The 25569-nt window shown below is 36.9% G+C and carries 25 protein-coding genes and 2 pseudogenes; 20 read left to right on the forward strand and 7 right to left on the reverse strand.

The window, feature by feature from the left end:
• Window positions 1-7 precede the first annotated feature (7 nt).
• The 6 genes from ACQKL6_RS17110 (at window position 8) to ACQKL6_RS17135 (ending at window position 6397) form a co-directional block, all read left to right on the forward strand.
• On the forward strand, window positions 8-1420 hold the full coding sequence (locus tag ACQKL6_RS17110) for an FAD-dependent oxidoreductase (RefSeq protein ID WP_427651570.1): 1413 nt from the start codon (window positions 8-10) through the stop codon (window positions 1418-1420).
• Window positions 1421-1438: 18 nt separating this feature from the next.
• Window positions 1439-2173, forward strand: a complete 735-nt coding sequence (locus ACQKL6_RS17115) for an SDR family NAD(P)-dependent oxidoreductase (protein WP_402989732.1) — start codon at window positions 1439-1441, stop codon at window positions 2171-2173.
• A gap of 19 nt (window positions 2174-2192) precedes the next feature.
• On the forward strand, window positions 2193-2639 hold the full coding sequence (locus tag ACQKL6_RS17120; RefSeq protein ID WP_402872423.1) for a GlcG/HbpS family heme-binding protein: 447 nt from the start codon (window positions 2193-2195) through the stop codon (window positions 2637-2639).
• 4 nt (window positions 2640-2643) lie between these two features.
• Window positions 2644-4023: an FAD-dependent oxidoreductase gene (locus ACQKL6_RS17125; RefSeq protein WP_402989729.1), complete on the forward strand. Its 1380-nt coding sequence runs from the start codon at window positions 2644-2646 to the stop codon at window positions 4021-4023.
• Between the two features lie 139 nt (window positions 4024-4162).
• The gene (locus ACQKL6_RS17130; protein WP_427651573.1) at window positions 4163-5470 is read left to right on the forward strand and encodes an MFS transporter; all 1308 of its coding nucleotides are present in this window, start codon (window positions 4163-4165) and stop codon (window positions 5468-5470) included.
• 84 nt (window positions 5471-5554) lie between these two features.
• Complete coding sequence (locus ACQKL6_RS17135) at window positions 5555-6397, forward strand: aspartate/glutamate racemase family protein (protein WP_402989723.1); 843 nt, start codon at window positions 5555-5557, stop codon at window positions 6395-6397.
• 215 nt (window positions 6398-6612) lie between these two features.
• Here ACQKL6_RS17135 and ACQKL6_RS17140 read toward each other — a convergent pair.
• Window positions 6613-7023 (reverse strand): annotated as a pseudogene (locus ACQKL6_RS17140) (amidohydrolase family protein); the annotation flags it as partial.
• A 518-nt stretch (window positions 7024-7541) separates the two neighbouring features.
• Here ACQKL6_RS17140 and ACQKL6_RS17145 point away from each other — a divergent pair.
• From ACQKL6_RS17145 to ACQKL6_RS17165, 5 genes are all read left to right on the forward strand, one after another.
• Window positions 7542-8300: a hypothetical protein gene (locus ACQKL6_RS17145; protein WP_427651576.1), complete on the forward strand. Its 759-nt coding sequence runs from the start codon at window positions 7542-7544 to the stop codon at window positions 8298-8300.
• 71 nt (window positions 8301-8371) lie between these two features.
• A complete protein-coding gene (locus ACQKL6_RS17150; RefSeq protein ID WP_402989715.1) occupies window positions 8372-8788 on the forward strand; it encodes a hypothetical protein in 417 nt (138 codons plus the stop codon).
• A gap of 34 nt (window positions 8789-8822) precedes the next feature.
• The gene (locus ACQKL6_RS17155) at window positions 8823-9119 is read left to right on the forward strand and encodes a hypothetical protein (protein ID WP_402989712.1); all 297 of its coding nucleotides are present in this window, start codon (window positions 8823-8825) and stop codon (window positions 9117-9119) included.
• A gap of 22 nt (window positions 9120-9141) precedes the next feature.
• Window positions 9142-12792 carry a copper oxidase gene (locus tag ACQKL6_RS17160; protein ID WP_402989709.1) on the forward strand — a complete coding sequence of 1217 codons (3651 nt, stop codon included), beginning with the start codon at window positions 9142-9144 and terminating at the stop codon, window positions 12790-12792.
• 356 nt (window positions 12793-13148) lie between these two features.
• Window positions 13149-13328: a hypothetical protein gene (locus ACQKL6_RS17165; protein ID WP_427651578.1), complete on the forward strand. Its 180-nt coding sequence runs from the start codon at window positions 13149-13151 to the stop codon at window positions 13326-13328.
• Between the two features lie 5 nt (window positions 13329-13333).
• Here the strand turns inward: ACQKL6_RS17165 and ACQKL6_RS17170 are convergent, their stop codons facing one another.
• On the reverse strand, window positions 13334-13534 hold the full coding sequence (locus ACQKL6_RS17170) for a hypothetical protein (protein ID WP_427651580.1): 201 nt from the start codon (window positions 13532-13534) through the stop codon (window positions 13334-13336).
• Between the two features lie 215 nt (window positions 13535-13749).
• Between ACQKL6_RS17170 and ACQKL6_RS17175 the strand changes: the two genes are divergently transcribed.
• The 3 genes from ACQKL6_RS17175 to ACQKL6_RS17185 all read left to right on the forward strand — a co-directional run bounded on the left by ACQKL6_RS17175 (window position 13750) and on the right by ACQKL6_RS17185 (window position 16421).
• Window positions 13750-14349, forward strand: a complete 600-nt coding sequence (locus tag ACQKL6_RS17175) for an SCO family protein (protein ID WP_427651582.1) — start codon at window positions 13750-13752, stop codon at window positions 14347-14349.
• Window positions 14350-14396: 47 nt separating this feature from the next.
• Window positions 14397-15329, forward strand: coding sequence for a hypothetical protein (locus ACQKL6_RS17180; protein ID WP_427651583.1), 933 nt, complete (start codon window positions 14397-14399; stop codon window positions 15327-15329).
• Between the two features lie 192 nt (window positions 15330-15521).
• Window positions 15522-16421 (forward strand): coiled-coil domain-containing protein, encoded by a 900-nt coding sequence (locus tag ACQKL6_RS17185; RefSeq protein WP_427651584.1) that lies wholly within the window; start codon window positions 15522-15524, stop codon window positions 16419-16421.
• A gap of 377 nt (window positions 16422-16798) precedes the next feature.
• Here the strand turns inward: ACQKL6_RS17185 and ACQKL6_RS17190 are convergent, their stop codons facing one another.
• On the reverse strand, window positions 16799-17044 hold the full coding sequence (locus ACQKL6_RS17190) for a hypothetical protein (protein ID WP_402989696.1): 246 nt from the start codon (window positions 17042-17044) through the stop codon (window positions 16799-16801).
• Between the two features lie 197 nt (window positions 17045-17241).
• The gene (locus tag ACQKL6_RS17195; RefSeq protein ID WP_402989693.1) at window positions 17242-17475 is read right to left on the reverse strand and encodes a hypothetical protein; all 234 of its coding nucleotides are present in this window, start codon (window positions 17473-17475) and stop codon (window positions 17242-17244) included.
• Window positions 17476-17651: 176 nt separating this feature from the next.
• Here ACQKL6_RS17195 and ACQKL6_RS17200 point away from each other — a divergent pair, with 176 nt between their 5' ends.
• Both ACQKL6_RS17200 and ACQKL6_RS17205 read left to right on the forward strand, forming a co-directional pair.
• Window positions 17652-18068, forward strand: coding sequence for a hypothetical protein (locus ACQKL6_RS17200; RefSeq protein WP_402989691.1), 417 nt, complete (start codon window positions 17652-17654; stop codon window positions 18066-18068).
• A gap of 20 nt (window positions 18069-18088) precedes the next feature.
• Window positions 18089-18550: a hypothetical protein gene (locus ACQKL6_RS17205; protein ID WP_402989688.1), complete on the forward strand. Its 462-nt coding sequence runs from the start codon at window positions 18089-18091 to the stop codon at window positions 18548-18550.
• Window positions 18551-18827: 277 nt separating this feature from the next.
• On the opposite strand, the gene ACQKL6_RS17210 is transcribed toward ACQKL6_RS17205, so the two are convergent.
• On the reverse strand, window positions 18828-19364 hold the full coding sequence (locus ACQKL6_RS17210; protein ID WP_427651588.1) for a C39 family peptidase: 537 nt from the start codon (window positions 19362-19364) through the stop codon (window positions 18828-18830).
• A 291-nt stretch (window positions 19365-19655) separates the two neighbouring features.
• On the opposite strand from ACQKL6_RS17210, the pseudogene ACQKL6_RS17215 reads away from it, so the two are divergent.
• A pseudogene (locus tag ACQKL6_RS17215) lies at window positions 19656-19937 on the forward strand (transposase); the annotation flags it as partial.
• A 439-nt stretch (window positions 19938-20376) separates the two neighbouring features.
• Window positions 20377-21114, forward strand: coding sequence for a tRNA pseudouridine(38-40) synthase TruA (truA, locus tag ACQKL6_RS17220; RefSeq protein WP_402989683.1), 738 nt, complete (start codon window positions 20377-20379; stop codon window positions 21112-21114).
• A 67-nt stretch (window positions 21115-21181) separates the two neighbouring features.
• Here the strand turns inward: truA and ACQKL6_RS17225 are convergent, their stop codons facing one another.
• Complete coding sequence (locus ACQKL6_RS17225) at window positions 21182-21499, reverse strand: iron-sulfur cluster biosynthesis family protein (RefSeq protein WP_402989680.1); 318 nt, start codon at window positions 21497-21499, stop codon at window positions 21182-21184.
• Between the two features lie 443 nt (window positions 21500-21942).
• On the opposite strand from ACQKL6_RS17225, the gene ACQKL6_RS17230 reads away from it, so the two are divergent.
• A complete protein-coding gene (locus ACQKL6_RS17230) occupies window positions 21943-22152 on the forward strand; it encodes a hypothetical protein (protein WP_402872441.1) in 210 nt (69 codons plus the stop codon).
• A 294-nt stretch (window positions 22153-22446) separates the two neighbouring features.
• A complete protein-coding gene (locus ACQKL6_RS17235; RefSeq protein WP_402872444.1) occupies window positions 22447-23277 on the forward strand; it encodes a DUF2935 domain-containing protein in 831 nt (276 codons plus the stop codon).
• A gap of 526 nt (window positions 23278-23803) precedes the next feature.
• Here the strand turns inward: ACQKL6_RS17235 and ACQKL6_RS17240 are convergent.
• Window positions 23804-25231, reverse strand: coding sequence for an aldehyde dehydrogenase family protein (locus ACQKL6_RS17240; protein WP_427651585.1), 1428 nt, complete (start codon window positions 25229-25231; stop codon window positions 23804-23806).
• Between the last annotated feature and the right edge of the window lie 338 nt (window positions 25232-25569).

Raw genomic sequence — 25569 nt, forward strand, 5'->3', positions numbered from 1 at the left:
AATGCACATGGATGAAGTAAATTATGATCTTGTTATTGTTGGTTGTGGAGCAGCTGGAACAGCAGCTGCTTTAGCCGCAGCGGAAGAGGCAAAAGCTCAAAACCAATCACTCTCTATTGCAATTTTAGAACGTGCACCGTTTGAAAAACGGGGTGGGAATACCCGTTGGACTGCTGCGTATATGCGAATGGAAAACATTGATACACCGGCACCTAATTTGGTGGGCGACATGCGTGATTTTTCAGATAATTTAATTGATATTCAATATGCTGAAACATTGGAAAAAGAGGCTGGGCCAACGTTACGATGGGTGGAATCCAAAGGGGTTGAATTTGATTTCTTACCTACTATGTTTTTAACCGCTTCCCGGCCACGCTTATTACCAGTGGGGGGAGGTAAAGCGATTGTTGATACGTTAAGTTTACGCGCTCGTGCTTTAGGTGTCGAAATTATATATGAGGCTACAGCTTGGGACTTAACCCTTGATGATACAGGAGCTGTAAACGGACTACATGTACGTGTATCAGATGGCAGTAGCATCTACTTGAAAACCAATGCCGTAATTTTAGCGGCAGGTGGATTTCAAGGCAATAAAGAAATGATGGCTCAATATGTGGGGAGAGATGCACACAAAATCCCCCCGGTTTCAGAAGGTGGCTTGTTTAATAAAGGAGAAGCTATTCGAATGGCGATGCGTATTGGTGCAACAGGAAACGGACAATTCGATTCCTTTCATGCAGAGCCGGTAGACCCTAGGAGTAAGCGTGAGGAAGCGGCTGTTATGTTATTTCCATACGCAATTCTAGTGAATCAAAATGGTGAACGCTTTACCGATGAGGGTGTATCAACAATTGATGAGCAGTATGAAGAAGTAGCACGCAAAATCTTTTATACATGCGAAAATCATGTTGCCTATATGATTACAGATCAAAAGATGTATACGATTCCAAATTATGAAGAGGCCTTACAAACCGATAGGCCACCAATTGTTGCGAATACCATCGAAGAGTTAGCCGACAAAATCAATGTAAATCGTGAAAACCTGGTGCAAACGGTAGATAATTTTAACGCTGATTGTCCAACTGGGGAATTCATTTATGACAAAGTAGATGGTTTAGCGACGACGACATTAGCTTTAAATAAATCGAATTGGTCGATTCCTATTAATGAGGGGCCGTTTATTGCTTATCCCATACATTGTTGCAATGTATTTACAAACGGCGGGCTTGCAACAGATGTCGAAGGTCGCGTGTTAACAGGTGATGCAGTACCGATTCCTGGTTTATATGCTGTTGGTGAAACGTCAGGCATATATTATGGAAAATATCCAGGCGGTACATCCGTATTGCGCTGCTTAGTATTCGGACGTCGTGCGGGTAAACATGCCGTGTCGTATATAGATAGCTATCAAACGATTTAATGAAGGAGGAGGTCTTAAATGGAACTAGAGGGAAAAGTGGCACTTATAACAGGTGCCAGTAAGGGGATTGGGAAAGAAACCGCCATTTTACTGGCTTCCTACGGAGCAAAGGTGGCCATTTGCGCCCGAGATCTGCAGGAATGTGAAAACGTGGCAGAGTTTATTCAAAACACTTATGGCACGGAAGCAATTGCCGTTTCATGCGATGTAGCGAATGAAGAGGAAGTGGAGGCGGTTGTAGAGAAGGTTAGGGAACAACTTGGGAAGGTTGATATTTTAGTTAATAATGCAGGAGCAATGCTTTTAAAACCTTTTACTGAAACATCGACTTATGAGTGGCAAAGGATGTTTGATGTGAATGTGCATGGCCCGTACTATTTCTGCAAACAAGTTGTAAAGGAAATGAAGCAAAAAAATGATGGAGTTATTGTGAACATTTCATCTATATGGGGTACTAAAGGTGGTCCGGATCGCAGTGCTTATATCACTTCAAAACATGCTGTAATCGGTTTTTCGAAAGCATTGGGAGAAGAATTAAAACCTTATGGCGTGCGAGTGAATGCAGTATGTCCGGGACCTGTCGACACGCAAATGACCGCAGCACTAGGCGGAAATATCAATAAGGCAGGATGGCTGCATCCCATCGATATAGCCTATGTAATCGTGGATTTAGTTTTACCAAAGAGTAAGGCTATATCGGCAACTTCTGTAGAAGCATTTGGTGCTGGAATGCCAGTTGGAATTACAAAATAATGAAATGGGGGAGTTTATAATGACAGAATTGAAACAGGTTTACACACAACAAACAATTACATTGGATTTGGCTAAGGAGATACTTAAAAAGGCAGAAGAGAAAGGGAAAGAGTTAGGCATGAACTTTGCGATTTCTATCGTGGATAAAGCGGGAAATTTAAAGGCGTTTTCTGCTATGGACGGTACGCCTGTCTTGGCATTGGAAATCGCTCAAAATAAGGCATTTTCAGCAGCCGCTTATAATCGTGCGACACATGAATGGTATGATCGCTTGAAGGATGATCCACCATTAATGGCTGGATTAGTACATACAAATCGCCTTGTGGTATTTGGTGGAGGATATCCAATCCAGGTAGATGGTGAGTGCGTTGGGGGGATTGGTGTTAGCGGTGGGCATTACACGCATGATATGCAAGTGTGTGAAGCCGGGCTAAGCGTTTTGTTAGCAGCAACAAAGGAAGTATAAGGTAATGAACCAAGTAGATGTGATTATTGTCGGGGCTGGGATGGCTGGCCTATGTGCCGCACTGGAAGCTACCGAGCAAGGATTAAGCGTCGCTATCTTTGAAAAACAAGATACCATTGGGGGCAGTTCCCTTTTAAGCGGTTGTTTTATGGCCTTTGCTGGAACGGATTTTCAAAAACGTCTCGGCATCCAAGACTCAACTCCTAGTTTAATAGAAGATATGTTAACGGTTGGCCAGCATCAAAATGATGAGGCGCTAGTAAAAGCGTATGGAAAACATCAACTGGAAACATATAACTGGCTCGTAGCACATGGTATTCAGTTTCAAGATTGTCAGGCAGTGAGTGGCCATTCTAATCCAAGAGGACATACAATCATACCGGAGCAAGCAATTTACACGCTAAGGAATAAGGCAGTGGAAAATGGAGCTATCTTGTATTTGAATAGTCCTGTAAATCGATTGATCATCAAGGAAGATACAGTTAAAGGTGTGGTATATGGACAGAAAGGTGAGAAAAAAGAATGCTTTGCCAATTCTGGTGTAATTTTAACGACTGGTGGATTTTCTCAAAGTGAAGAGATGCTACATTTATATGCCCCTCAATTAGATGGGACGATTCGCCTTGGAGGGACCGGGAATCAAGGAGATGGATTAAAGTTAGCCGCTTCTGCAGGTGCATGGTTAATAGATTTTCCGAATTTGAAAGGCACATATGGTTTTCATCCAAAATCGACTAATGAGGGAAAGCGCCAAGCCCATACATTCTATAAGGGTGGCATCATTGTAAATGAAGAAGGCAACCGTTTTGTGAATGAATCGATTTCTTACAAATTATTAGGCGATGCAGCATTACAACAAAAACAAAAAACCTTTCAAGTCTTTGATCAAGCAGTTATGAATGAAAGTGTAAAAAACGATGCTCTATATGATTTTGATCTTTTATATTCAGAAAATTTAATAGTGAAAGCAGATTCTTTAGAAGAGCTAGCTCTTATACTTCAATTACCTACTGAAAGCTTAATCCAGACCGTCGCATCGTATAATGATGGGATTGCTTCAGGAAAAGATGTATTTGGTAGAAGAACTTTAACTCATACATTTGGAACGCCGTTGCCAATTCAACAAGCACCATATTATGCCATGGAAACCGTTGCGGCTATGCTAGCGACATACGCTGGTGTACGGGTTAATACCAGAGCAGAAGTCATCAATCCATTCAATGAAGTGATTCCTGGTTTGTATGCGGCAGGTGAGATGGTTGGTGGATTCCATGGAGCAGGGTACATGACAGGGAGTTCTTTAGGGAAAGCGGCCATTTTTGGTAGAGTGGCAGCGAACCAAGCTATAAATAAGTTGAGGGATAAAAAATCATTAACAAAATAAAATGGACGCAGTTGTTCAGCATTCTTTTAAAAAATGGACGTCTGGATGAAGAGCCTCACAGGAGAAAGACCTTTACTGGTTTCAGTTATATAGAGACAATTAGTCTTTTGGAAAACCCATTCAGTGGGAGGGAATAGATATGAGCCAGAATATCAACATACAGGAAATAGAAAAAAGTACACTGAAGAAAACAATGGTAAGGATTTTGCCTTTTATTTTGGTTTTGTATATTGTTGCTTTCCTTGACCGGGTTAATATGGGATATGCTGCGTTAGAAATGAATGCTGAACTGGCGTTATCAGCCGAAATGTTTGGACTTCTATCAGGATTCTTTTATATCAGTTACTGTCTATTTGAAGTACCTAGTAATATGATTTTGCAAAAGGTTGGGGCAAAGTTTTGGATCGCTCGAATCATGATTACTTGGGGAATCATAGTCATACTTACTGGTTTCGTTCAATCGGCCGTGCATCTTTATATCTTACGCTTCTTGTTAGGTGTCGCCGAGGCAGGATTTACCCCTGGCATCATTTTATATTTAACGTATTGGTTTCGTGCCCGGGAACGTGGAAAAGCAACTGCAGCGTTTTTTGTTGCCCTCCCATTAGCTGCATTAGTTGGTGCACCACTCTCAACTTGGATTATCGATAAGATAGCTTGGGGTGGGTTATCTGGCTGGAGATGGATGTTTATTCTCGAAGGTCTCCCTGCTGTAATGTTAGGTATAATTGTGCTGTTTTATTTGACGAATCGCCCTGCCCATGCAAAATGGTTAACGAATGAAGAAAAGACATGGTTGGAAGGGGAACTAGAAACGGAAAGAAAGTTAGTTGCAAAACATAATAAAACCTCGCATAGGGGTATGCTGAAAGATTCGAATGTTTGGAAACTGTCAGTATTTAATATTGCAGGATTTGTAGCTGTGAACGGTCTGAATTTCTGGATACCGACCATTATTAAGAATCTTTCTGCGTCCGGTACTTCAAACATGGAAGTCGGTTGGCTTGCAATGATACCTCCATTGGTTGCCATACCTTCGATTTTATTTGTTGGTTGGAATGCGGACAGAACCAATAAGCATAAACAACATCTGGCTGTTTGTGTATCGATTGCTATGGTAGGCTTAATCGGTTGTGCATTTGTTACAACCATACCATTCATGATTTTAATGCTTTCAATAGCTTCCGCAGGACTATATGGAATTTCGGGTTCATTTTATGCTTATTTAACCTTTTTCTTCAGTGAATCTACAGCACCTGCAGGAATCGCTCTCGTAAGTACTCTGTCATCCTTGGGTGGTTTTATTGGGCCGATGGTATTAGGTGTCTTAAATTTACAGCAAGGTATGCTAGTCATTACAGGGTTTATGCTTGTTAGTTTGCTGACGCTCATTACCTTAAATCAACATCATAGAAAGTTCACGATGAATGTTGGCGAGGAAGTATAAACCGATAATAGACTTCGATAGTAATAATGTAACATTCCTTTTTCGTAAATTGCACACGTTAACTACTATTATAGGAGGTAACTTATGAAAATCTGGCATCAAAGTCTAACCAGCATTGAATCAGTCATTCCATATCGGGATGCTGTTTTAAAACATATTGATCGTATAGCCCGTCCGGGAGTAGAGGTTGTGCTCCACGGAATGGAAAAAGAAACCTACCCAACGAATTACCCTGGACACTTTATTACTTATTCTTATCTACAAAACTTGCATCGTGAACAATTTGTTCGCGCGGCAATAATGGCTGAAAATGCTGGATATGATGCCATGTTCATCGGTACAATCCCAGATGTGGGTCTGTTAGAAGCCCGTACATTGGTAGATATACCGGTTATCGGATATGGCCAAGCCTCCTTCCATATCGCCTCCATGCTTGGCGATCGAATCGGTGTTGTGAATTTCCTGGCTCCACTAGCAGATGAGCTTCGTCAAAATGCTGATCGGTATGGTTTAGGAGGGAAGCTCGGACCGATTGTTCAGACAGAGGTTGGTTTTGACGAAGTACTGGCCGGGTTTGAGAATCCAGAACCTGTAATAGCTTCATTTAAAAAGGCTGCTGAAAAGGCCATTGCTGAGGGAGCAGATATAATCGTACCGGGAGAAGGACCAATGAATGTATTCCTGGCAACCCATGGCATATCAAGGATTGGGGATGTTCCAGTGATCGACTCTTTTGCAGCTGGGATAAAGATGTGTGAATCGTTAGTGGATCTTAGGAAGAATTCAGGTGTTTATATGACTCGACGTGGGTTTTACAATTCAAAACCACCTGTAGAAGCAGTAGCAAGGCTTCGTGAACTTTACGGATTGGTTCCTGTTCCGGATTACAAAAACGACCATGGACTCCCAGTAAGAGGAAAACGATGAATCTAGTAGTTGTTGGGGCATAGGGAGAGAGCCAGCTTCAGGTATTTTTAGATAAATTAAAAACGTATGGAAGAGCTTTTTAATTAAGTATACTAGAGAGGAGCTAGACAATTTTATAGGATTTCTAAAAGAAATCAAAAGTTGACAGGAAAGGGTCAATGATCAAAGTGCTAACGTATAGGACGTAGGTTCAAGATGCATCAAGTGTGCGAATCCAATTTCAGAGCTGTGACAATATCGTTGTATCCTGTCATATGACAAGCATGTAGACCCATTTCGACAACACGGATTAAATTCCCATCTCCCAGTGGATACCATGGATCCATAATAGAATCTAGTACAAAACAAACATTAATTTCTGCTTCTAAAAGTTCCTTTAGCCTTGTTATTCCTCTTCGCTCAAGATAGCTGTCAAATCTTTCTTGTAAATGCAAATTAGCCTTCGGAAGTGCTACAAAATTAATATTTGATTGTTTTAGTTTCTTGAAAAGTTTGTATACACAGGCATCATTATAAGAGCTCATTGCGGTTGTATGGCTTGCTGTTACAAGCTCACCCATTCCTAATTTATAAGCTTCGGCAGCTACTGCCTCTACAAATCTTGATTGTTCATCGTCAATCTCATCACTTATTCGGAAATAATTGCAAAGTGAGGATTCATGATTTAAGAAATTTACAATCATCACTTCTTTATGTAAAAGTTAATGTAACAGGTGAATCGAATTCGATAAATACATTATTTCTGGATTGTATACTGAATCTGATTTTATTGGTTATAATTTATGTACTTTGATGGATATTATTGACGGCACTTCTTAAGAAGTAAATCAAAAGTACAGGTATTAATTTTATCTTCAAGACAAGAGAATCGTTTATTTTTCAAGGTAACCTAAACGCAAAAACAAAGTTTATGCTCTGTTTTTGCGTTTTTTACTGTTTCTTTGGTTTTCGTTGCTTGGATATTGTATGTAGTCATTCATCAAGACAATAGAACCCTATCTATTCCTTATCAATAAATGATAAGGATTGTATCTGTGGTTTTTGGTAATTAGGGAATTAATTTGATGAAAGTAACCATTTTATTAATGAATATTTAAGGGTTTTCACCCATACATTGTTATGAATGAAATGAGGAGGGGGTTGTTTGAAAACTAAGATGCGACTCAGTGATTACATCTCTGATTTAGCGGAAAAAAGAAAGCAGGAGGTTATTAAAGAAAATGATATATATGAAACAACTACAGGTATAACTTCACCTCTTGGAGCCACATCAACTGAAGAAATTAGAATTTTTAATGAATATATGGAGCAAGTGAATTTAATGAATATTACTAAGGCGGCTCCAGAAAAAAAAAAAATACTTGTTTTGAGGAAATTTTTCAAAATGAAACGAAATCAACAGGTTGTTATTAATTTGAAAAATGATGATAAAATCATTCAGATGCTTGGAAAGGTGACTGCTATTGGACGCGATTTCGTGATGCTAACCAACTTGAATGAGCGGATATGGCTACCTTATCATGCCATTGAATCAGCTAACCTTCCTACAGGAATACCGAATTTCTCAAGCAGTCATCAGTATTTTATTTTTGATAACGATTTAAGACGAAAGCTGCTAAATAACTTTGGTGAGACGGTGTCTAAGAGAGATGTATTAATTCAGCAATTTTTCGAGGAATCTTTAGCTACAAACTTGGTATCTTGGCGAAAAACGTGGGTGAAAATTCGAACCGATAAAGAAATAGTATTTGGGAAAATTCAGAGTGTAACCCAACAAAAACTAATACTTCTTTTATTTAATGAGAAAATCGAAGTTGATTTAACACATACTACAATTATTCAAAGCATACGGTTCATTAATCTTTTATCGCTTTTAGGGAAGAAACGATTTGGCCTGTTTTAAATAAGAATTTTTTCTTATCTGTGAATAGTTCGCCTGAAGAATGGTGCTTACTTTAAAAGAGGAGGGGTAGCATGAGTGAAAAAAAAAATCGAAATGACGAAAACAAAGATGACAAATTAGATAGAGAGTCGAATGATTGTGATTGCTCTAAGGAAAGTAGTGAAGAAAGTTGTAAGGAGAGTAGGGAAGAAAGTTGTAAGGAAAGTTGTGAAGACGATTTTTTTAGAGAGCTAAATGAATTTATTGGAGAGGAATTGTTAGTAGTAACAGAAACAGCACAACTAAATCTGTTAGGACAGACATTTAGACCGATTTTTGTTGGTCCGTTAGTGGAAGTGGAAGAAGGTCATATTACTCTATTTCCAGTAACTATAAAAATATTAAATGCACCTTTCTTTAAATTTCCGACACCATTATCTATTCCTTTGGAAAAAATCGCTCATTTCACACCAGGTTTTGATAGCGATACAAGGTTTCCACTCGTTTAATAGAGATACTCTGCGGCAAAGGAGGTTTAGTTGAATGAATAATGATTATTTTGATTGTCAGTCGATTAATACAATTCATGATGAGGCACTTGTTAATAATTTTAGAGATGGGATTGGCCTACGAGCTCTCATATTAACGCCATCTTATCCGTTTATGTTTATCGGAGAAATTCTTGATGTTGTTGAGGATGTTGCTAAAATTTGTGTGGAAATAACACAATTTTCCCAGTTGGAAAATCGAAATTGGTTTGTCCATATTCATAACATTGAAGTGTTCTATATAGAGCGGCCTGGAAAACCAAGAATTCCAGAACTAGATGATATGAAGTAAGGCACCAAGAGGAGGGAATATCATGATCAGACGCTATCATGTGGTGGCCATTCCTATCAGAATTGTTGTAAATAATTTTGGTGATCATAATCCAGATGGAAGAATGTATGTATTAAAAGAAAATGAAGCGAAAGTAAAAGAGCTTGTTAAAAAAAATCCATTTAAACCAGTAGAACTTGTGCAGCCTCTTACTATCAGGGCTAATGCTGGTGATACAGTAGAAATCCTTTTTGAGAATCAACTTCCGTTTGCAACTGGTATGCATTTTCAGGAAGCCAGTTATGATGTGTTAACGTCAGACGGAGCGAATGTTGGGTTTAACCCAAGTTCGTTAGTTGAATGTGGAGAAAAGATTCTTTATAGGATTTTAACAGATGTTGATGGCATTTATTTTTTCACTGATCTTGGTAATGTATCTAGTACTGAAGAAGGCTCAAGTATTCAAGGACTCTTTGGTTCGTTACTTGTACAAACAAGAGGTTCTTGGTGGACGGATCCGGTGACAGGTGGAGAGCTGAATAGTGGTGTTTTTGCTGATATTCATCATCCATTTCTACCTTCGTTTAGAGAGTACGCTTGGGTTTTTAATGATGAAATGGAAGTGGATGATTTAACTGGAAATAGAGCTATTAATATTCGTACAAATCAAGAAACAGAATCTTTTCACGGCGTAAATTACCGCTATGAGCCACTTCATAATCGTATTAGGTTGATAGATGAAGGCGTTGTAACTCCTGAAGCCGATGGGGAAGAAGTTCATCATGATTCCTGGGTTTTTGGAGATCCTGCCACACCGATTTTACGTGGATATAAAGGAGATCCTGCGGTTATCCGAATGATACACGGTGGTGCAAAAGAAACACATGTGTTTCACTACCATGTCCATCAATGGTTAAGAGATTCAAAGAATGTGAAATCAGAAATTATTGATGCTCAGGCAATTAGTCCACAATCTCATTATAATGTCATACCATTATACGGTCTTGGAAGCTTACATGGAGCAATTGGAGATGTGATTATCCATTGTCATTTATATCCACATTTTGAAGTAGGAATGTGGGGAATTAATCGAATCTTTGATACGCTTCAAGATGGTAGTCAATGTTATCCTAATGGCGTTCCAATTGCTGCTCTGCAGCCATTGCCTGATCGACCTTGTCCCCCTCGACCGACGAAAGAAAAGCCTGGTTTTCCAAATTTCATTCCCGGAAAAGTCGGTTGTAAAGCACCAAGACCGCCTCTTGGAATCGTTGGTGGTCGCGAAATGACAAATCTTGAAAAAAATGCAGCTGTACCAAACGCGAGACCTGGTGCTGTTTTTGTAGATTCATGTTTAGGAAATCCAGTTGTAGTCGAATTTGATGTCTCACTAATCGAGATGCCCCTTGTTTACAACAAACAGGGATGGCATGATCCGAAAGGAAGGTTATACGTTTTAGATCGGGATCTAGATGATGTACTATCGGGTAAGAAAGAACCAGAGCCACTCGCTCTCCACATTAACGCAGGTTCATGCATTAGGCTAAACTTTACGAATCGGCTGCCACATGTCTTGGATGGTGATGCTTTCCAACTTGTAACGAGAACATATGAAGCTGGTTTTCATATCCACTTTGTTAAGTTTGATGTTCTTGTAGCGGATGGTGCAAATGTCGGTTGGAACTATGACAGTTCCGTTCTACCAGGTGAGACAATACGTTATGAGTATTATGCGGATACAGAATTGAAAGCCTTTTTCTTCCACGATCATTTATTTGCAGTTTCTCACCAGCAACATGGAGTATTTGGCGCAGGAATTATTCAACCTCGCTTCTCGCAAGCTCTCGACTCTTGTACGGGTGAGAAAGTAGATGTAGGAACACAAGTAACCATTACAAATCCATTAATCCCTGATTATCGAGATTTTGCTTTATTTATCCAAGATTTCACTTTATTATTTGATGAAAATGGAAATCCTCTTGCGCCGCCACCATTCCCTGGTTCACAAGAAGATCCTGGTGTGTTTGGGGTTAATTACAAGAATGAACCGCTTCAGTTTCGACTTGGGAAAGATTGTGATCCAGCCTATTCCTTTAGTTCATTTGTGAATGGAGACCCTGTAACCCCAATATTAAGAGCTTATAGCGAAGATCCTATTCGCATTCGCTTATTACAAGGCGCTCATGAGGAGTCGCACACTTTTAATCTACATGGATTAAAGTGGAAGATGGAGCGTCCTAGCAATGATACAACTCTTTTATCCCAACGACATATCGGGATTTCAGAATCGTTTACGTTAGAAATGGATCTTCCGCTTCCAGGTGATTATTTATGGGCATTTGAGGATGAAGAAGATGTCTGGAACGGTACGTGGGGCTTAATACGGGCATTTGATCAGGAAGTAAACGACTTAATACCTTTACCAGATAAACCGCTTCCCCCGCGAAGAACAGAACCATTGCCTGTAAAGACGGGAAAACCGCCTACCCTTGCGAATCCATTATGCACATTACCGCCTGAAATAGCAGATGATCCACCAGTTCGTTGTTATCGCGTTGTCGCATTTCAAACACCGATTATTTATAATTCCTTTGGTGATCATGATCCATTTGGCATTATTTTTGCCCTTGAAGAAGATGTTGAAGATATTCTGTGCGGGAAGAAGAACCCTGAGCCACTCATTTTAAGAGGAAATGTAGGAGATCTTGTCGAGGTTACGCTAACAAGTCAGCTTAAATTTGAATTATTTCCTTTCCCAGATGGAATCCATCCATATCCACCTGTGAAAGAACAAGCATTTTATCCTCCGTCATTGAGGATTTCACTACATGTTAGTTTACTTGATTATGATGTTAAAACATCTAGTGGTGATACAGTCGGTTTTAACCCAGATCAAACTGTTGGACCTGGAGAAGAAATCACCTATCGCTGGCATGTCAGTGAAAATCTTGGAAGCTGTGTCATGTTTGATATGGCTGATTTACGAAATCATCGTTCATTCGGTGCATTTGGAGCTTTTATCGCTGAACCACGCTTTACGACTTATCTAGACCCGATGACTCTTGAACCAGTATGCACAGGTGCTAGTGTAGTTCTTTCTAATCCCCTATTGGGTAATTCTCGAGAATTCGTCCTAATTATGCACGATGGTGTTCGACTCGTTGATAAACAAGGGCAGTTAATTGTTGATCCGCTAGCGGGTGTGATACCAGTTGCAGAGCCTGACGAGGAAGTAGATACGTACGATAATGGTTCGCGAGGTTTTAATTACCGGTCGGAAAGATTGATTAACCGCTTTAGAGAAAGACCGATTTTAAGTGATTTATTTAGTTCAAAAGTTTTTGACGATCCTGCTACACCTGTTTTTGAAGCGTACCCGGGAGAGGGTGTTGTTGTCCGTTTGACACATCCATCTGAACGAAGAAGAGCTCATACGTTTCATATTCATGGACATAAGTGGAAATTTGACCCTAGAGAATTGGATTCCCGATCTGATTCATATGTCGGACATATAGTGCCAGGACATGCGGAAGATTTACTGTTAATTGGTGGTGCAGGTGGAATATTGAATTGCCCTGGAGATTATATGTACCGATCAGGAAATATTCGCTGGGATATTGAGCAAGGAATGTGGGGAATCATCCGTGTCCATGACAAAATTCAAACTCATTTGCCAAGTTTAGATAATATCTAACAAACCAGGGGATGATTCCCCTGGTTTGAAAGGTGGGGTGAAACCTAAGACTTAAGATGAAACATATTCGATTCCTTTATAATCTAGCTTTCTATAAGTTTAATCGATTCAAAAGGAACGATAAGAAATTGATCGCCTTTATTTTTTTTGTCTACATTATTTTTTAATAAAAGCTCTGCGAAATCTGTACCAACCAGAATTAATTTTCCTTCTACTGGCTTTGTTTCACCTTCAATAAAAAGCTTGATGTTACAACCACTTAACTGATCTAACCGAAAGGCTAATCCATTCTTTAATCCACCTAATCTGATGCGAAAACGTTTATCGCAACATTCCCGATTATCACAACAATCGCAATGGTTATGGTGATCGCAGTCGTGTTTATCGCAGTCGTGCTTATGACAGTCGTGCTTATCGCAGTCGTGCTTATGACAGTCACATTTTTTACAGTTGCGTTTATTGCAGTTGCATTCGCGATGTATACTCATTTATTTTCTTCCTTTCTAATATTCTTTTTAATTACAGCGTTGAATTAAAGGAGTTAGTAAACAAACTTTTCTGATTGGGCAAGATTCCTTGGGCTGAATTTCAAAAAACTCATCAAAAATGCACAATACAGGTTTCTTGATACAACAGCAGCTGGATTGGCATGAGCAATTGTTATGGTTTCTGAAATTATTTTTGCAGTGATGCTGTATAAAAGCCTGGCGGACTGCCTCATTACAGCAATGACAATCTTCAAGGTTCGCCATTTATATATCTCCTTTCATGAAGGTATTCCCATTTTATGCTTGTCCGTGACATTTGAAATGTGCATTAGCCTTTTTGAAAAAATTTCCGATTGAAATTGTATGTTTGTCCTATTTTTTAGTAACCGTTAGGAATCAGAAACATAAAATGATTTATTAGAAACATAATATTTTTATTGACGAACCGTTAATAGGGTGGTGTAGATAGATGAGAGATAAATTGAAATTGTTAACTATTTTTATTTGTTTCATTAGTCTTTTAGTTTTTTTCTTTTTATTATTTATATTTCGAGATAACAATGAAATACCTGTCTTGGATAAAGTAGATCCTTTTGTTATGAATACTATTACAGGTGAACAGTACAATTTAGATAATAATAAAGTGAAATTAGTAACTTTTTTCTATACACAATGCCCTGATATCTGTCCAATGACTATGAATGATTTAAAAGACTTACAGCTTCAACTTCAAAAGGAAGAGTTATTCGGAACGAAAGTGGAACTACTTTCTATTACTTTAGATCCAGAGAATGATAGCAATGAGGTTATTAGTGACTATGCAAAAGCATTCGATGCAAACGATGATGGCTGGAAGTTTATGAGGGGGTCCACAGATGAGACGAAAGAAGTTGCAGGCATATTTAAAATGAAATATAAAAAAGTAAGTGGCGACTTTATTTCTCATAATACCGTAATGTATTTAATGGATGAGAAAAATAGAATTCGTGGAATATTTGATATGGCAAATACAAAAAAGGCTATAGATAAAAAAGAAATTATGGAAACAATTAGAAAATTAACTGAATAATAAAATACTAATAGAAAAACTTATTTCTCTTGAAGGGAGGTGATACAGTGATTAATAATAACAGTGAATTTTGTTGTCCAGAATTTGTTCCTCCAGGTGCGTGTGATGACTTTTGCATTCCGGAAGATTGTTGCCCCCTACGTTTAGATACTCCTAAATTTCCTTCCCCAACTTCATGTCTTCCCGAAGAGCAAACTATGGAGCTTGATAGACGGATTGATGCTGCAAATGAATTGCTTCTGAATTTTGGTTTATCAAATGAACAGTCAAAATTAGGGAAGATGAGATCACTTGAAGGCCTAATCGAACAATTGGTTGAAATTGAGTTAGATTGTGAAGAAGCAGAGGAAGAAATAGAGGTAAGTAAACCGACGTTGAAAATGACTTCGATTAAAGCCATTAAGGGTGTAGAGAAAAGGAATCAAAAAATATGGAGATGGAGAAAAAAGGTAGGTAAAATCCAAAAGAAACCACGTGTAGGAAAAAGGACTAATATTAAAAAGGTCTCTAAAAGAAAGAAGAAAGAAGTCGTAAACAAGAAAAAAGTAATTGAGAGGGATAACACAAAAATTTGTGGTGTCGTTTGCTTTGTTGGTCGGGATTTTGTTGTGTTAAGACAAAGCAACGAACAAATCATCATTCCATTATTAAAAATTATCTCTTTAAAAACGGATAGTCGTATTGTACAACCTTTGAATGAACCAGAGTTGTTAGATATAGACCCTTGCCTTCGTAGGTCACTAACCTTTAATTTTGGAGAAACAGTCTCCTGCTCACCAGAATTGATCGATATCTTTTTCAAAACCACGTTAGCTATTTTTTTATTAACGGTTTTGCATAAGAATTTGAAAATCAAGATTAATGATGAAGAATTTGAAGGGACTTTAGTGGAAGTAACGAATGAATCAATGTTGATCTCTTTGTGTAATGAGAAAGAAATGGACATACCTTTCCCTTCCATCTGTTTTATCACCATATAGTACGACAAGTCATTTTCTTGTTAGATAAGAATTAGCTGAGAATACCAAAATTGCACAAAAAATAATACTGTGAAAAAGCCGGAATATAGTGATATCCGGCTTTATTTTATATAAATATTACTTTCTTTTATGTTCCCGTTGAAATAGTCTTCTCATATATTATAATAAACGGCAAGAGGAGAGAAATAAGTAGTGAAACCTTCATATGTAAAACGAAATTCTCCCCCTAAGTTATATTTAGATATGGGGATGTCTTATTCCTCGAATCAACAATGTTATCATTCAAATTATAATACTGAATTTCAAAAAAAACTAACAAAACTTAATAATAAATTAGAGAGTAATGATGAAGTAATTTCCAATCTATCCGAGCAAGTTATAGAATTCCAAAGAAACCAAACAAAACTTAATAATAAATTAGAGAGTAAAAATGAAATGATTTCTAATCTATCCGAGCAAGTTATAGAATTCCAAAGAAACCAAACAAAACTTAATAATAAATTAGAGAGTAAAAATGAAATGATTTCCAATCTATCCGAGCAAGTTATAGAATTCCAAAGAAACCAAACAAAACTTAATAATAAATTAGAAAGTAAAAATGAAATTTCTAATCTATCCGAGCAAGTTATAGAATTCCAAAGAAACCAAACAAAACTTAATAATAAATTAGAGAGTAATAATGAAATAATTTTTATTCTATCCGAGCAAGTTATAGAATTCCAAAGAAAACTAAAGGAGCTTAGTGATGGATTGGATAATAATAACAAAACGATTCCTATGTTCTCTAAGCAACTTAATGTGTGCTTAGAGCGTTTTCAAGAAATAAAAAGGCAGTTTACCAAGTACGATTCGATCCTATCAGAAGAGCTGTCAACAAGAAATGAGATGTTTCAATATCCTTTTATATCAATTTTAAAAATGTTGCCTAGTAATTATCCTCTTCAAAGTGTTTATGTAAATGGGAAAAAAGAGAGCGTGACAAAATTTTTAAGTTTAAACAATCAAGATAAACTTGTTTTTTTTCTTGATAATGAAAATGTAAAAACTTTCGAGTGTTCTACTATAGATGGGATTGTATGGGGAGATGAATAGTAGTTGGTATTATAGGATTCGTCAGATAACTTTGAACACTTTTGGCTGAATTAGAGTGGCCACTTTACCGGAAATTAGAACATGCACAATGTCACTTTACATGGAGCCACTACGGGTAAGATATGAGCCATGAAGCCAGATAAACCAAGGTTTATCAGGCTCAGTTAAAATAGACTATCATGCCCGTCTCTCCAAATAAGGTGAACATCATTACTGGAAAATGGTGTGCATCCTGATTCAGCATTTTCAGGTAAGAAAGTGTTTATTTCTACTTGGCGGTTACACTATGTTTAAAGTATAAAAAGTAAAGGGTTCCTAGTCTTTATAGTTATAAAAGACAAATTATATTGAATCTAGAAATCCTATAATTTGAATAATCAGTAACACCCTTTTTCTGGTTCTTCAGCTTGTCTAAATGATAAACCATTGATTTGTGCAGTGTCTAATGACACAACATTTCCTTCTGCTCCTACAAAGTTAGCTATCCCAGTATCGCAATTTAGGTATATAAATGTGCTAATTTCTATAGGTAATCCATTCAAATAAATAAGTCCTATAGGATAGTTAACTGGTAAACTCATAAGCAATTTCTTTAATTTATTTGCATCACATTTATTATTCATTAATACTTACCCTCTTTCTTAGTCTTACGTAGTGTAAGACATAGGTGAATTCGATTTAGAACTTTTATATAGATACGATTGAAAACGGACAGTGAATTACATGATTACTGTCCGTCCAATTTATTTGTTCTTCGACTGTATTACTAAAATAAATACAGCTGCATCACGATAAGGAGATTTTGTTCGAGCTTAAGCTACTATTCTTCTTCTGGTGCTTCTGCAGCTTCACCAAAAGAAACACCATCGATTTTTGCTGTATCTAATACTGTAAGTTGACCTTCAGCATCGATAAAGTAAGCTAATCCTGTATCGTACTGTAGATTTGAGAAGTTAGCAACTTCTACTGGAAAACCATTTAAATAAACAACCCCTATAGGGTAGTTAACAGGAATTCCCTTGAAAAAATCACTGAATTTATTTTTGTCAGACATATTTTCTCCACCTTTTATAATATTATCCTTTTAGTAGGATTAATATAATATATTAAAAGAATAGAATTTTGGTGTGGTCAAGTATAATGAAGTGGATTAAAAATAATTTTTAAAATATTTTTATTATTTGCGCAAATGTCATAATGCTCATCATATGTTATTAAAGAGGTGATGAAATGTCACAATGGTTTGGTATTTTATTGTATGGCAATTTCGTTATTACATTGATTGCTTATATGTATCTTTATAAACGGCGTAAATTGATTGGATTTCATCTGGGAATGAACATTGCTATGATTACTGGAGGAGGATTGGCTTTTGTCACAGGTGTCATTTTAATTAGCCAATACCCATTACATTACATGGAGATTACCGTTGTAGCAACATTAATTGGTATGATCATTGGTAGTTTATTTGGAGGTTTGTTCGATTATCAAACCCTTTTAACCGGTTATATTAATGGACTATTAATGGGAATCATGGCTCCAATGATCGGAGCTGCTGCCTCAGATAGCATTATTTTTATACTATTTCTCGAATTATTTATAATCGGATCATTTGCTATGTTACTGTTGTCCTCAAAATATGCTTAATGAATTGGGGAGGTTTGCAATTGAAGTTTTTTTTGCTCATTATTCTTATTACTAATAGTTTGATTGGTTTCATAAGTTTTCGATTTCTTAACAAATCAAGGCTATTATTCAGTGATCGATTCGGTTTTATTGTAGCGTTTACAGGCAGTGCCGCTTTAGGACTTGTGACCGCCCTTAATCTCTTTTTATTATTTCCTGCTAACTTCGTAGTTATGAGTGTGATAAATATGTTTATTGGAATAGCTATTGGAATGGCATTTGGTGCGATGCTCAATACGCAATCGTTCATAGCTGGTTTTTTTCAGGGGGGAGTTGGAGGGATAATGGGAACAATGATTGGGGCAGTAGCCTTAGATCCTTCTATATGTGGACTTCCATACTCATCGTTAAATGAACAAAATATTCTTTTGTTTTTTGGAATACTTAGCTTTGTCCTTGTGACAATTACTTTCAAAATATTATGTTTTTCTTTAAGGGTATAGATGCAATATAAGTTGAAGTGTTGTTTAAGATATCTACATGAAGGGTGTGGCACTGATTAGTATTTAGGTCCCGACTTGGTTTTCAATAATTGTTCTAGTTCATATGGACCCTACTTAATTAATTGAAATGCTTAGATTGGATGATGGAGAAGAAAAAATATGCATTCAATAAGAGAAGACTTCATTTCAAATACAAAAAAAGAAGTGTTAGTTCATTAGTGATATGATAAGGTTTGTTTACCCAGTGCTTCCTAATAATGGATGAAGATTTCTTTGTTTACCTTTTGTGCTTTTTACCGCTTAAAGGGTCATTTATATAAACATAATCACCCTCAAAACCAACGAGTGCTACAGCATGGAAATATAGTGGAGTTACGATTTCTTTGCTATCGCATCTCCAGGACTCCCATCTATCGGGTGTTTTATAATCTCCTGTAGTCGCAACCACTATAGGTTTTTTCATTTGTACTTGATTTAGTACATCATTGAAGGATTCTCCTGTTAGATTCATTGTGCGATGTGGTAGATATTGTTTTATTAAATCTTGAAATGGTTCAACATAGATTGCACATCCCTTAGTTTTTCCAGTAATATCTCCAACAAATCCTTTATTAGGATCACCCCAACGGACAATATCTCCCTCCTTATTCGTAAAAAGTGGTTCGTTATCTTTTTTGATTTTGTCAGCTAATTGCATTTTATCAACTTTTATTCCAGCAAACTGTAGAAACATAGCTAAGCTTGTAACTTCACAGCCGTATTTAAGTTCAGGGTTTTGTGATATTAAGGGTACATCCAGAATGATTTTTTGGATTTTGAAACAGCTTAAATTGGCTGTGTATGTTGCTGTTCAATATTCTTAATCTCCACACTAGATGTAGGCTGTTTATCCAGTGGTTGCTTCTCTGAACAACCAAATAAAAGTGTAAAAAGGAGCATTCCTGTTAGAAGCTTTGATTAAGTCCGTATAATTGTGTAAAAAAAGAGAGTCATTTTATCCGCTCTTGGAAACAATGGTTTCTACCCGAAATAACATTAAAAAGAGGAATAAAATGAATCAGTTAAAGTTTAGTTTTACCTTGATGACGATCTTTTAAAAGTATCCATTTTGAATTCTAATCTTGATACCGTGATTAAATCAGCGGTTGTGTTGATCTTAAATGAGTCTATAGAGAAAGAGAGAGATAACTATCTACAAGTATCATCTTATGAGCGCTCTACCGAGTGTCAGGATTATCGGAATGGCTATTATGAACGTGACTTTACGATGAGTATTGGCAAGATTAAATTGAAGGTACCCATAACACGTAATGGAGACTTTTTCCCTTCTGTTTTTGAAAAATATGACCGGTGTAATCAAGCACTCGTTCTTTCCATGTTGGAGGTATGTTTTTAATACAATAAACTATGGGTGAGCTACTCTCATTTATATTTCTTTGGTTCGTGCTACAACATAATGTTTTTTTGAATATTCTGTTTATTTGCATGGCGTTAGTCCCTTTGGTACACTATCCAGAAGTACTTTTCAGTTTAGTTACTGGGATTTATTATAGCATTGCATAAATTAGATGTATGACCTTTACATAAATCATGTATCAGTACTTGTAAGCAGTGTGGAGCTCTCGAAACATAAAAATGGGGAGCAGGAAAATTTTCTCGAAAATATTTTAGAGTTGTACAAAAACATTACAATTAACAATTTGCTGTGTTACTAATAATGAAAAATCATTCGTTCCCTCATGCTGCAAGATTTGCGTGAGGGGCTTGTATTTTATCTGGGATTTTCTTTGAAGATTATCTATTAGTAATAAAATAAGGAGGAAAAAATGAATAATTATAAATTGACCATTCAATATGATGGCGGGCGCTATCAGGGATGGCAACGACTCGGTGATAGTGAAAATACGATTCAGGGGAAAATAGAAAATGTATTAACGGAAATGGTAGGGGAACCGATTGAAATCATTGGATGCAGCAGAACGGATTCCGGTGTACATGCGCTTTCTCAAATAGCCAATTTTAAGATGAATTTAAATATGACTGAATCTGATGTCATGAACTATTTGAATAGATATTTACCACGAGATATCAGTATTGTGGAGGTTACATTGGTTCCTGAACGTTTTCATGCCCGTTATAATGTGAAGGATAAGACCTACTTGTATAAGATCTGGAACGAACCATATACAAATCCATTCATGCGAAAGTACAGTATGCATGTTGAGGAAAACCTCAATATACCAAGCATGATAGAAGGTAGTCAATACTTTATAGGCAGCCACGATTTTACGGCTTATTCAAATGCAAAGTCAAAGAAGAAATCCATGGTGCGTGAAATATATTCTATTGATATAGAAGAAATTGCAGGCTTCATCGAAGTTAGAGTGCGAGGTAACGGTTTCCTTTATAATATGGTTAGAAAGATTGTCGGCACGTTAATAGAAGTTGGGCTGGATGAAATAGATGCTAAGAATATACCAAGTATTATAGAATCGAAAGAAAGAATCCAAACGGGTCGTATGGCAGACCCAGCTGGGTTGTACTTGGAAACTGTAGAGTTTTAAAACAGACCAACGACAAGATTAAACTCAAAAAACCAACTGAAATTGAAGTTGGTTTTTTTTGAGTTATTTATTCATTTACTCTCTTCAATTGGAGATTATATCTCAAAGTTTCTTCGTCTGAATATAGTTTATATCCAAGACTATCACTGTAGCTAAGAAATACTTTATTCGGTAAATGCTTTTTGGATTCACTTGATATTAATATAGGCACTCCATCGATTATGAATTTCTCATCTTCTTCTGTTTGATTATCAATTTTCAGTTCGTGTTCCACATAAATAGAACAGCTTCTAAGGTAGATGGCTTCGATTCGTATACCTTCGTTCTCTTTATAATCCACTTTTCTTAATTGTTCTACTGCTTCCTTTTTAAGCTCAATATGCATTTAACAACACTCCAGTTAAAAATTATTTATCATGAATATCAATACAAAGAAAATTATAAACGACTGGTTAAACATTCTATTCATTCATATACCCAATTGTTTATAAACTAATGTGTCCATTAAATGTTAAATGAAGAGATATCTTATGTAAAAGCTGCCTAGATAAAATCCCCCTAGTTACCCATTAAAAAAAGGGCTAAAGAGTAAGTGGCAAAATAGTAGAGGCTGACAATTCTACTCTTTGGAGGATGTTAGCCTTCTACCTTCAGAATGAAAGGGGTTCATATACTTTAAAATATGAAAGAGCTATGTGTTATATGATAAAAGTAATGCTATAATAGGGTACTCAAGTAGATTGGGTAGCCTTTTACCTACATTGAAAGGGAATTATCCGAAACTTCTTCCTTTGTTTAATTCGGAAACACTATCGGAGGTGTGTTAATATGAATAAAAAATGGACTATTGAAAATATCCGTGACTATGTCACGAAGAATTCCGATAGTGAATTACTTTCTACTGAATATCTTGGGTACTCTCAAAAACTACAGTTTAAATGTTCATGCGGAAATATCTTTGAAAAATCTTTCACTAAATTTAAAGGGAGCAATCAGAGAAGTTGTTCAGATTGTTCAGCTCCTAAACCTTCACGTTGAATTTTAGGGAATAAATCACTAAGGAATATTCAAATCCTGCCGTAACCAAATCGGAAAAGTCGTTCAACATGCTGAGAAATCAGTAGTTGAGCGACTTTTTTTATTAATTATGACTGTTGAACATACAAGCCTCTCATTCGAAATCTTGTAGAATTCAGGCCATTATAGGGCTGCCAATTCGAGGCCTTTTGAATGTACAATCATAAATTTTATCCAGGCTGGCAGTATTTTTATGAACACTTGCTAATACAATATTAAAGGTATTTTATTTATGCATGATATTGGGGGCATAGTATGAATTGGAATGAAAACTCACAAGGTTCAAATATGGGAACAGCTACAGGAATGTTTGTTGCACGGTCTTTAGATGAAATTCGCTTTTGGTCTAGAATTATGAAGGAACACTCTTTATTTCTTAGATTGGGTTTTAGATGTGACGATACACAGTTAATTGAAGAAGCAAATCAGTATTATCAATTGTTTGAAAAAGTTGAGCAACAATCACATTCTTTTACAAATCAAACCGATCCAGAACAAATTAAAAGGTTTAATTCGGAAGTTCAACAGGCTGCGACAGGTATATTTGCCTTTAAGAGGAAAGTGTTAGGACTGATACTAACCGGTCAATTACCAGGAGCAAACAATTTCCCGCTTTTAGTGGACCATACAAGTCGAGAAGCAAATTATTTTAGAAAACGGTTAATTGAATTAAATGAAGGGAAGTTGAAACCACTTCCTGATGCAATAATCAAAGAGAATGTTTTTTTCTTAAGAATTATGGCCGATCATGCCAAATTCATTGGACATCTCCTTGATCCATCGGAAAGAAAGCTTGTGGATATGGCAAGGGAGTTTAGCAATGATTTTGATCAATTGTTGTTTCAGGCTACAGACTTAGAGTCTATGAAACCACAATCAAAGACCGGTCCTCTTTTAGATCAGTTTCTTGATCAGAATAGGGTATCTGTAGTTTCGCTTCGAGATTTCAAGAAAACAGCTCGGGATCTAATTGAGGAATGTAAAATTAAGAGCATTATCCATCCTTTATTAGCAGACCATGTTTTCCGTGAAGCTGAAAGATTTCTTGAAATTATTGACATGTTCGAAGCACATCTTACAAAGTAATTAACTGCGAAAAGATTGATGAAGCAAGTGCTATAGTGTTACAGGTCAATGCGCTGGATCAAACATTGATTATTAATAATACAGTATGTTAACTAACGGAACCATCTTTGAATTATCTAAATCAAAAAGCAAAAATCTTAAATCCAATTAATTTAAAATAAAATTAGTTTGACACGTAGGGCTAGGGCTTCATATTAAAAAGGGATAGTCTCTCAACTTTGAGAGGCTATCCCTTTTTTTGCATAATTAAGATTTTTATTGAAGTCTATTAGCTTGGTCGGGCATTCAAAAAAATATTACATGCCTTTTGGTCGAACTTTCAGGTATCGTTGAAAGTAGATGTAGGGAAACCAATGTATAGATTGCCATCAAAGTGTAATCATTCATTGCTACTACTATAGTAAATCAGATTTATCTGGATAGATATAGGAAATAAATTGGTTGAGATGTGGGCATTTATAAGGAAGTATTATGTTTAATTCCATCATAGTTAAAGGGTGCCCGACAAGGACACCCACATAAACCCTTAAGAGGGCATACCTATAATAGCTTTCGGTTCTAGGAATTCCTCAATTCCATAATCACCCCATTCACGACCGATTCCTGACTGTTTGAAACCGCCGAATGGAGCAGAGAAGTCTGTTTTTGGATTGTTGACCGTGATTTGGCCGGCCCGAATGTTTGAAGCCACTTTGAACAATTCATCTGGATTTTGACCGAATACATACCCGGCTAAACCATATTTTGTGTCATTGGCTATTTCGATGGCTTCATCGATGGTTTCATAAGTCAGTATGGACATGACAGGTCCAAAGATTTCTTCTTGGGCAATGGTCATGTCGTTTTTTACATTAGTGAAAACGGTGATTTGTGAGAAATATCCTTTATCAAGTCCTTCTGGTTTTCCTGGCCCACCAGCGACAAGAGTGGCTCCTTCTTCTGTACCTTTATTTATATAAGACTGAACAGTTTCCCATTGCTCTTTAGAAACTTGTGGTCCCATGAAGGTATTTTTATCTTGTGGATCGCCTACGGAAAAATCAGGAAGTGCTTCTTTGACGGCTTCAATGAATTCATCATGCATCGATTTTGGAATGATGGTCCGTGTTGCCGCTGTACAAACTTGTCCGGTATTCATCGCAACATTTAAAATGGCTGTTCGTGCCGCATCTTTAACATTTGCGTCTTTTAAAACAACTAACGGAGATTTCCCTCCAAGTTCAAGTGATACTTTCTTTATATCTTGAGCCGCATTTTCCATGATTTTCGCACCCACGGGACCAGAACCGGTGAAGGAAACGAAATCAATACCTGGATGAGAACTGATGGCGTCCCCAATGGTTGAGCCGGCCCCATTTACTAAATTGAATACCCCTTTAGGTAATCCGGCTTTATCAAAAATCTCTGCTAGGATGATTGCCGCAAATGGTGTCATGGCGGCAGGTTTTAGTACGACCGTGCTACCTGCAGCAAATGCACTTGCTAGTTTGGTAGAGGGTTGATTTGTCGGGAAATTCCAGGGGGTAATAAGACCGGCAACGCCAATTGCTTCTTTTTTGATTAAGGTGTTTCCTCTTTGTTCAGTAAACTCGAAGGTTTTAAGGAGTTCAGCCGCTTTTTTAAAATGCTGTAAGCCCATCTCGTACTGAACCTGTTCACTACGAGTAATAGGAGAACCTAACTCTTCGGTTATAACTTTAACAAGATCATCTTTCCGGTTTTCATATTCTTTAGCAATATTCTCTAAAAGTTTAATTCTGTCTTCTATATCCATTCTAGAGAAGGAGGGGAAGGCAGCACGTGCTGCTTCAACTGCACGATCGACATCCTCTTTAGAACCAGCACTAATTTTCCCGATGACTTTTTCTGTAGCTGGGTTAATAACTTCAATCGTTTCTGTACTTGTGGAATCCACCCATTCACCATTAATATATTGTTGTATATAGTTATGCATTATTCCAGCTCCTTTTCTTCATTTATATTAGGTTTTTTCCCTGTATAATGAAGAGTAAACGTTATAATTACTTGTAACTGGATAGGATAGTTGAAAATGGGTTTAGGTACCAATTAATCTTAAATGATGTATCATATGGAAATTTAAATTTAAAATTCATAAACCTAAAATTATGTTTTCAAGCGGTGATAGGCAAGGTTTGATAGTTTTACTGCTTCCAATAAAATAGGGGGTGTGAAATACAAAAAAGGGGCTGTCCCAAAAGTCAGGAAAATGACTTTTAGGGCAACCCTTTTTTTATGAAATTTATGCACAAAAAAATCGCCCTTTTTAGTAAA

It is taken from the genome of Peribacillus sp. NPDC097197, from assembly GCF_050278025.1.
Classification (GTDB): Bacteria; Bacillota; Bacilli; order Bacillales; family DSM-1321; genus Peribacillus.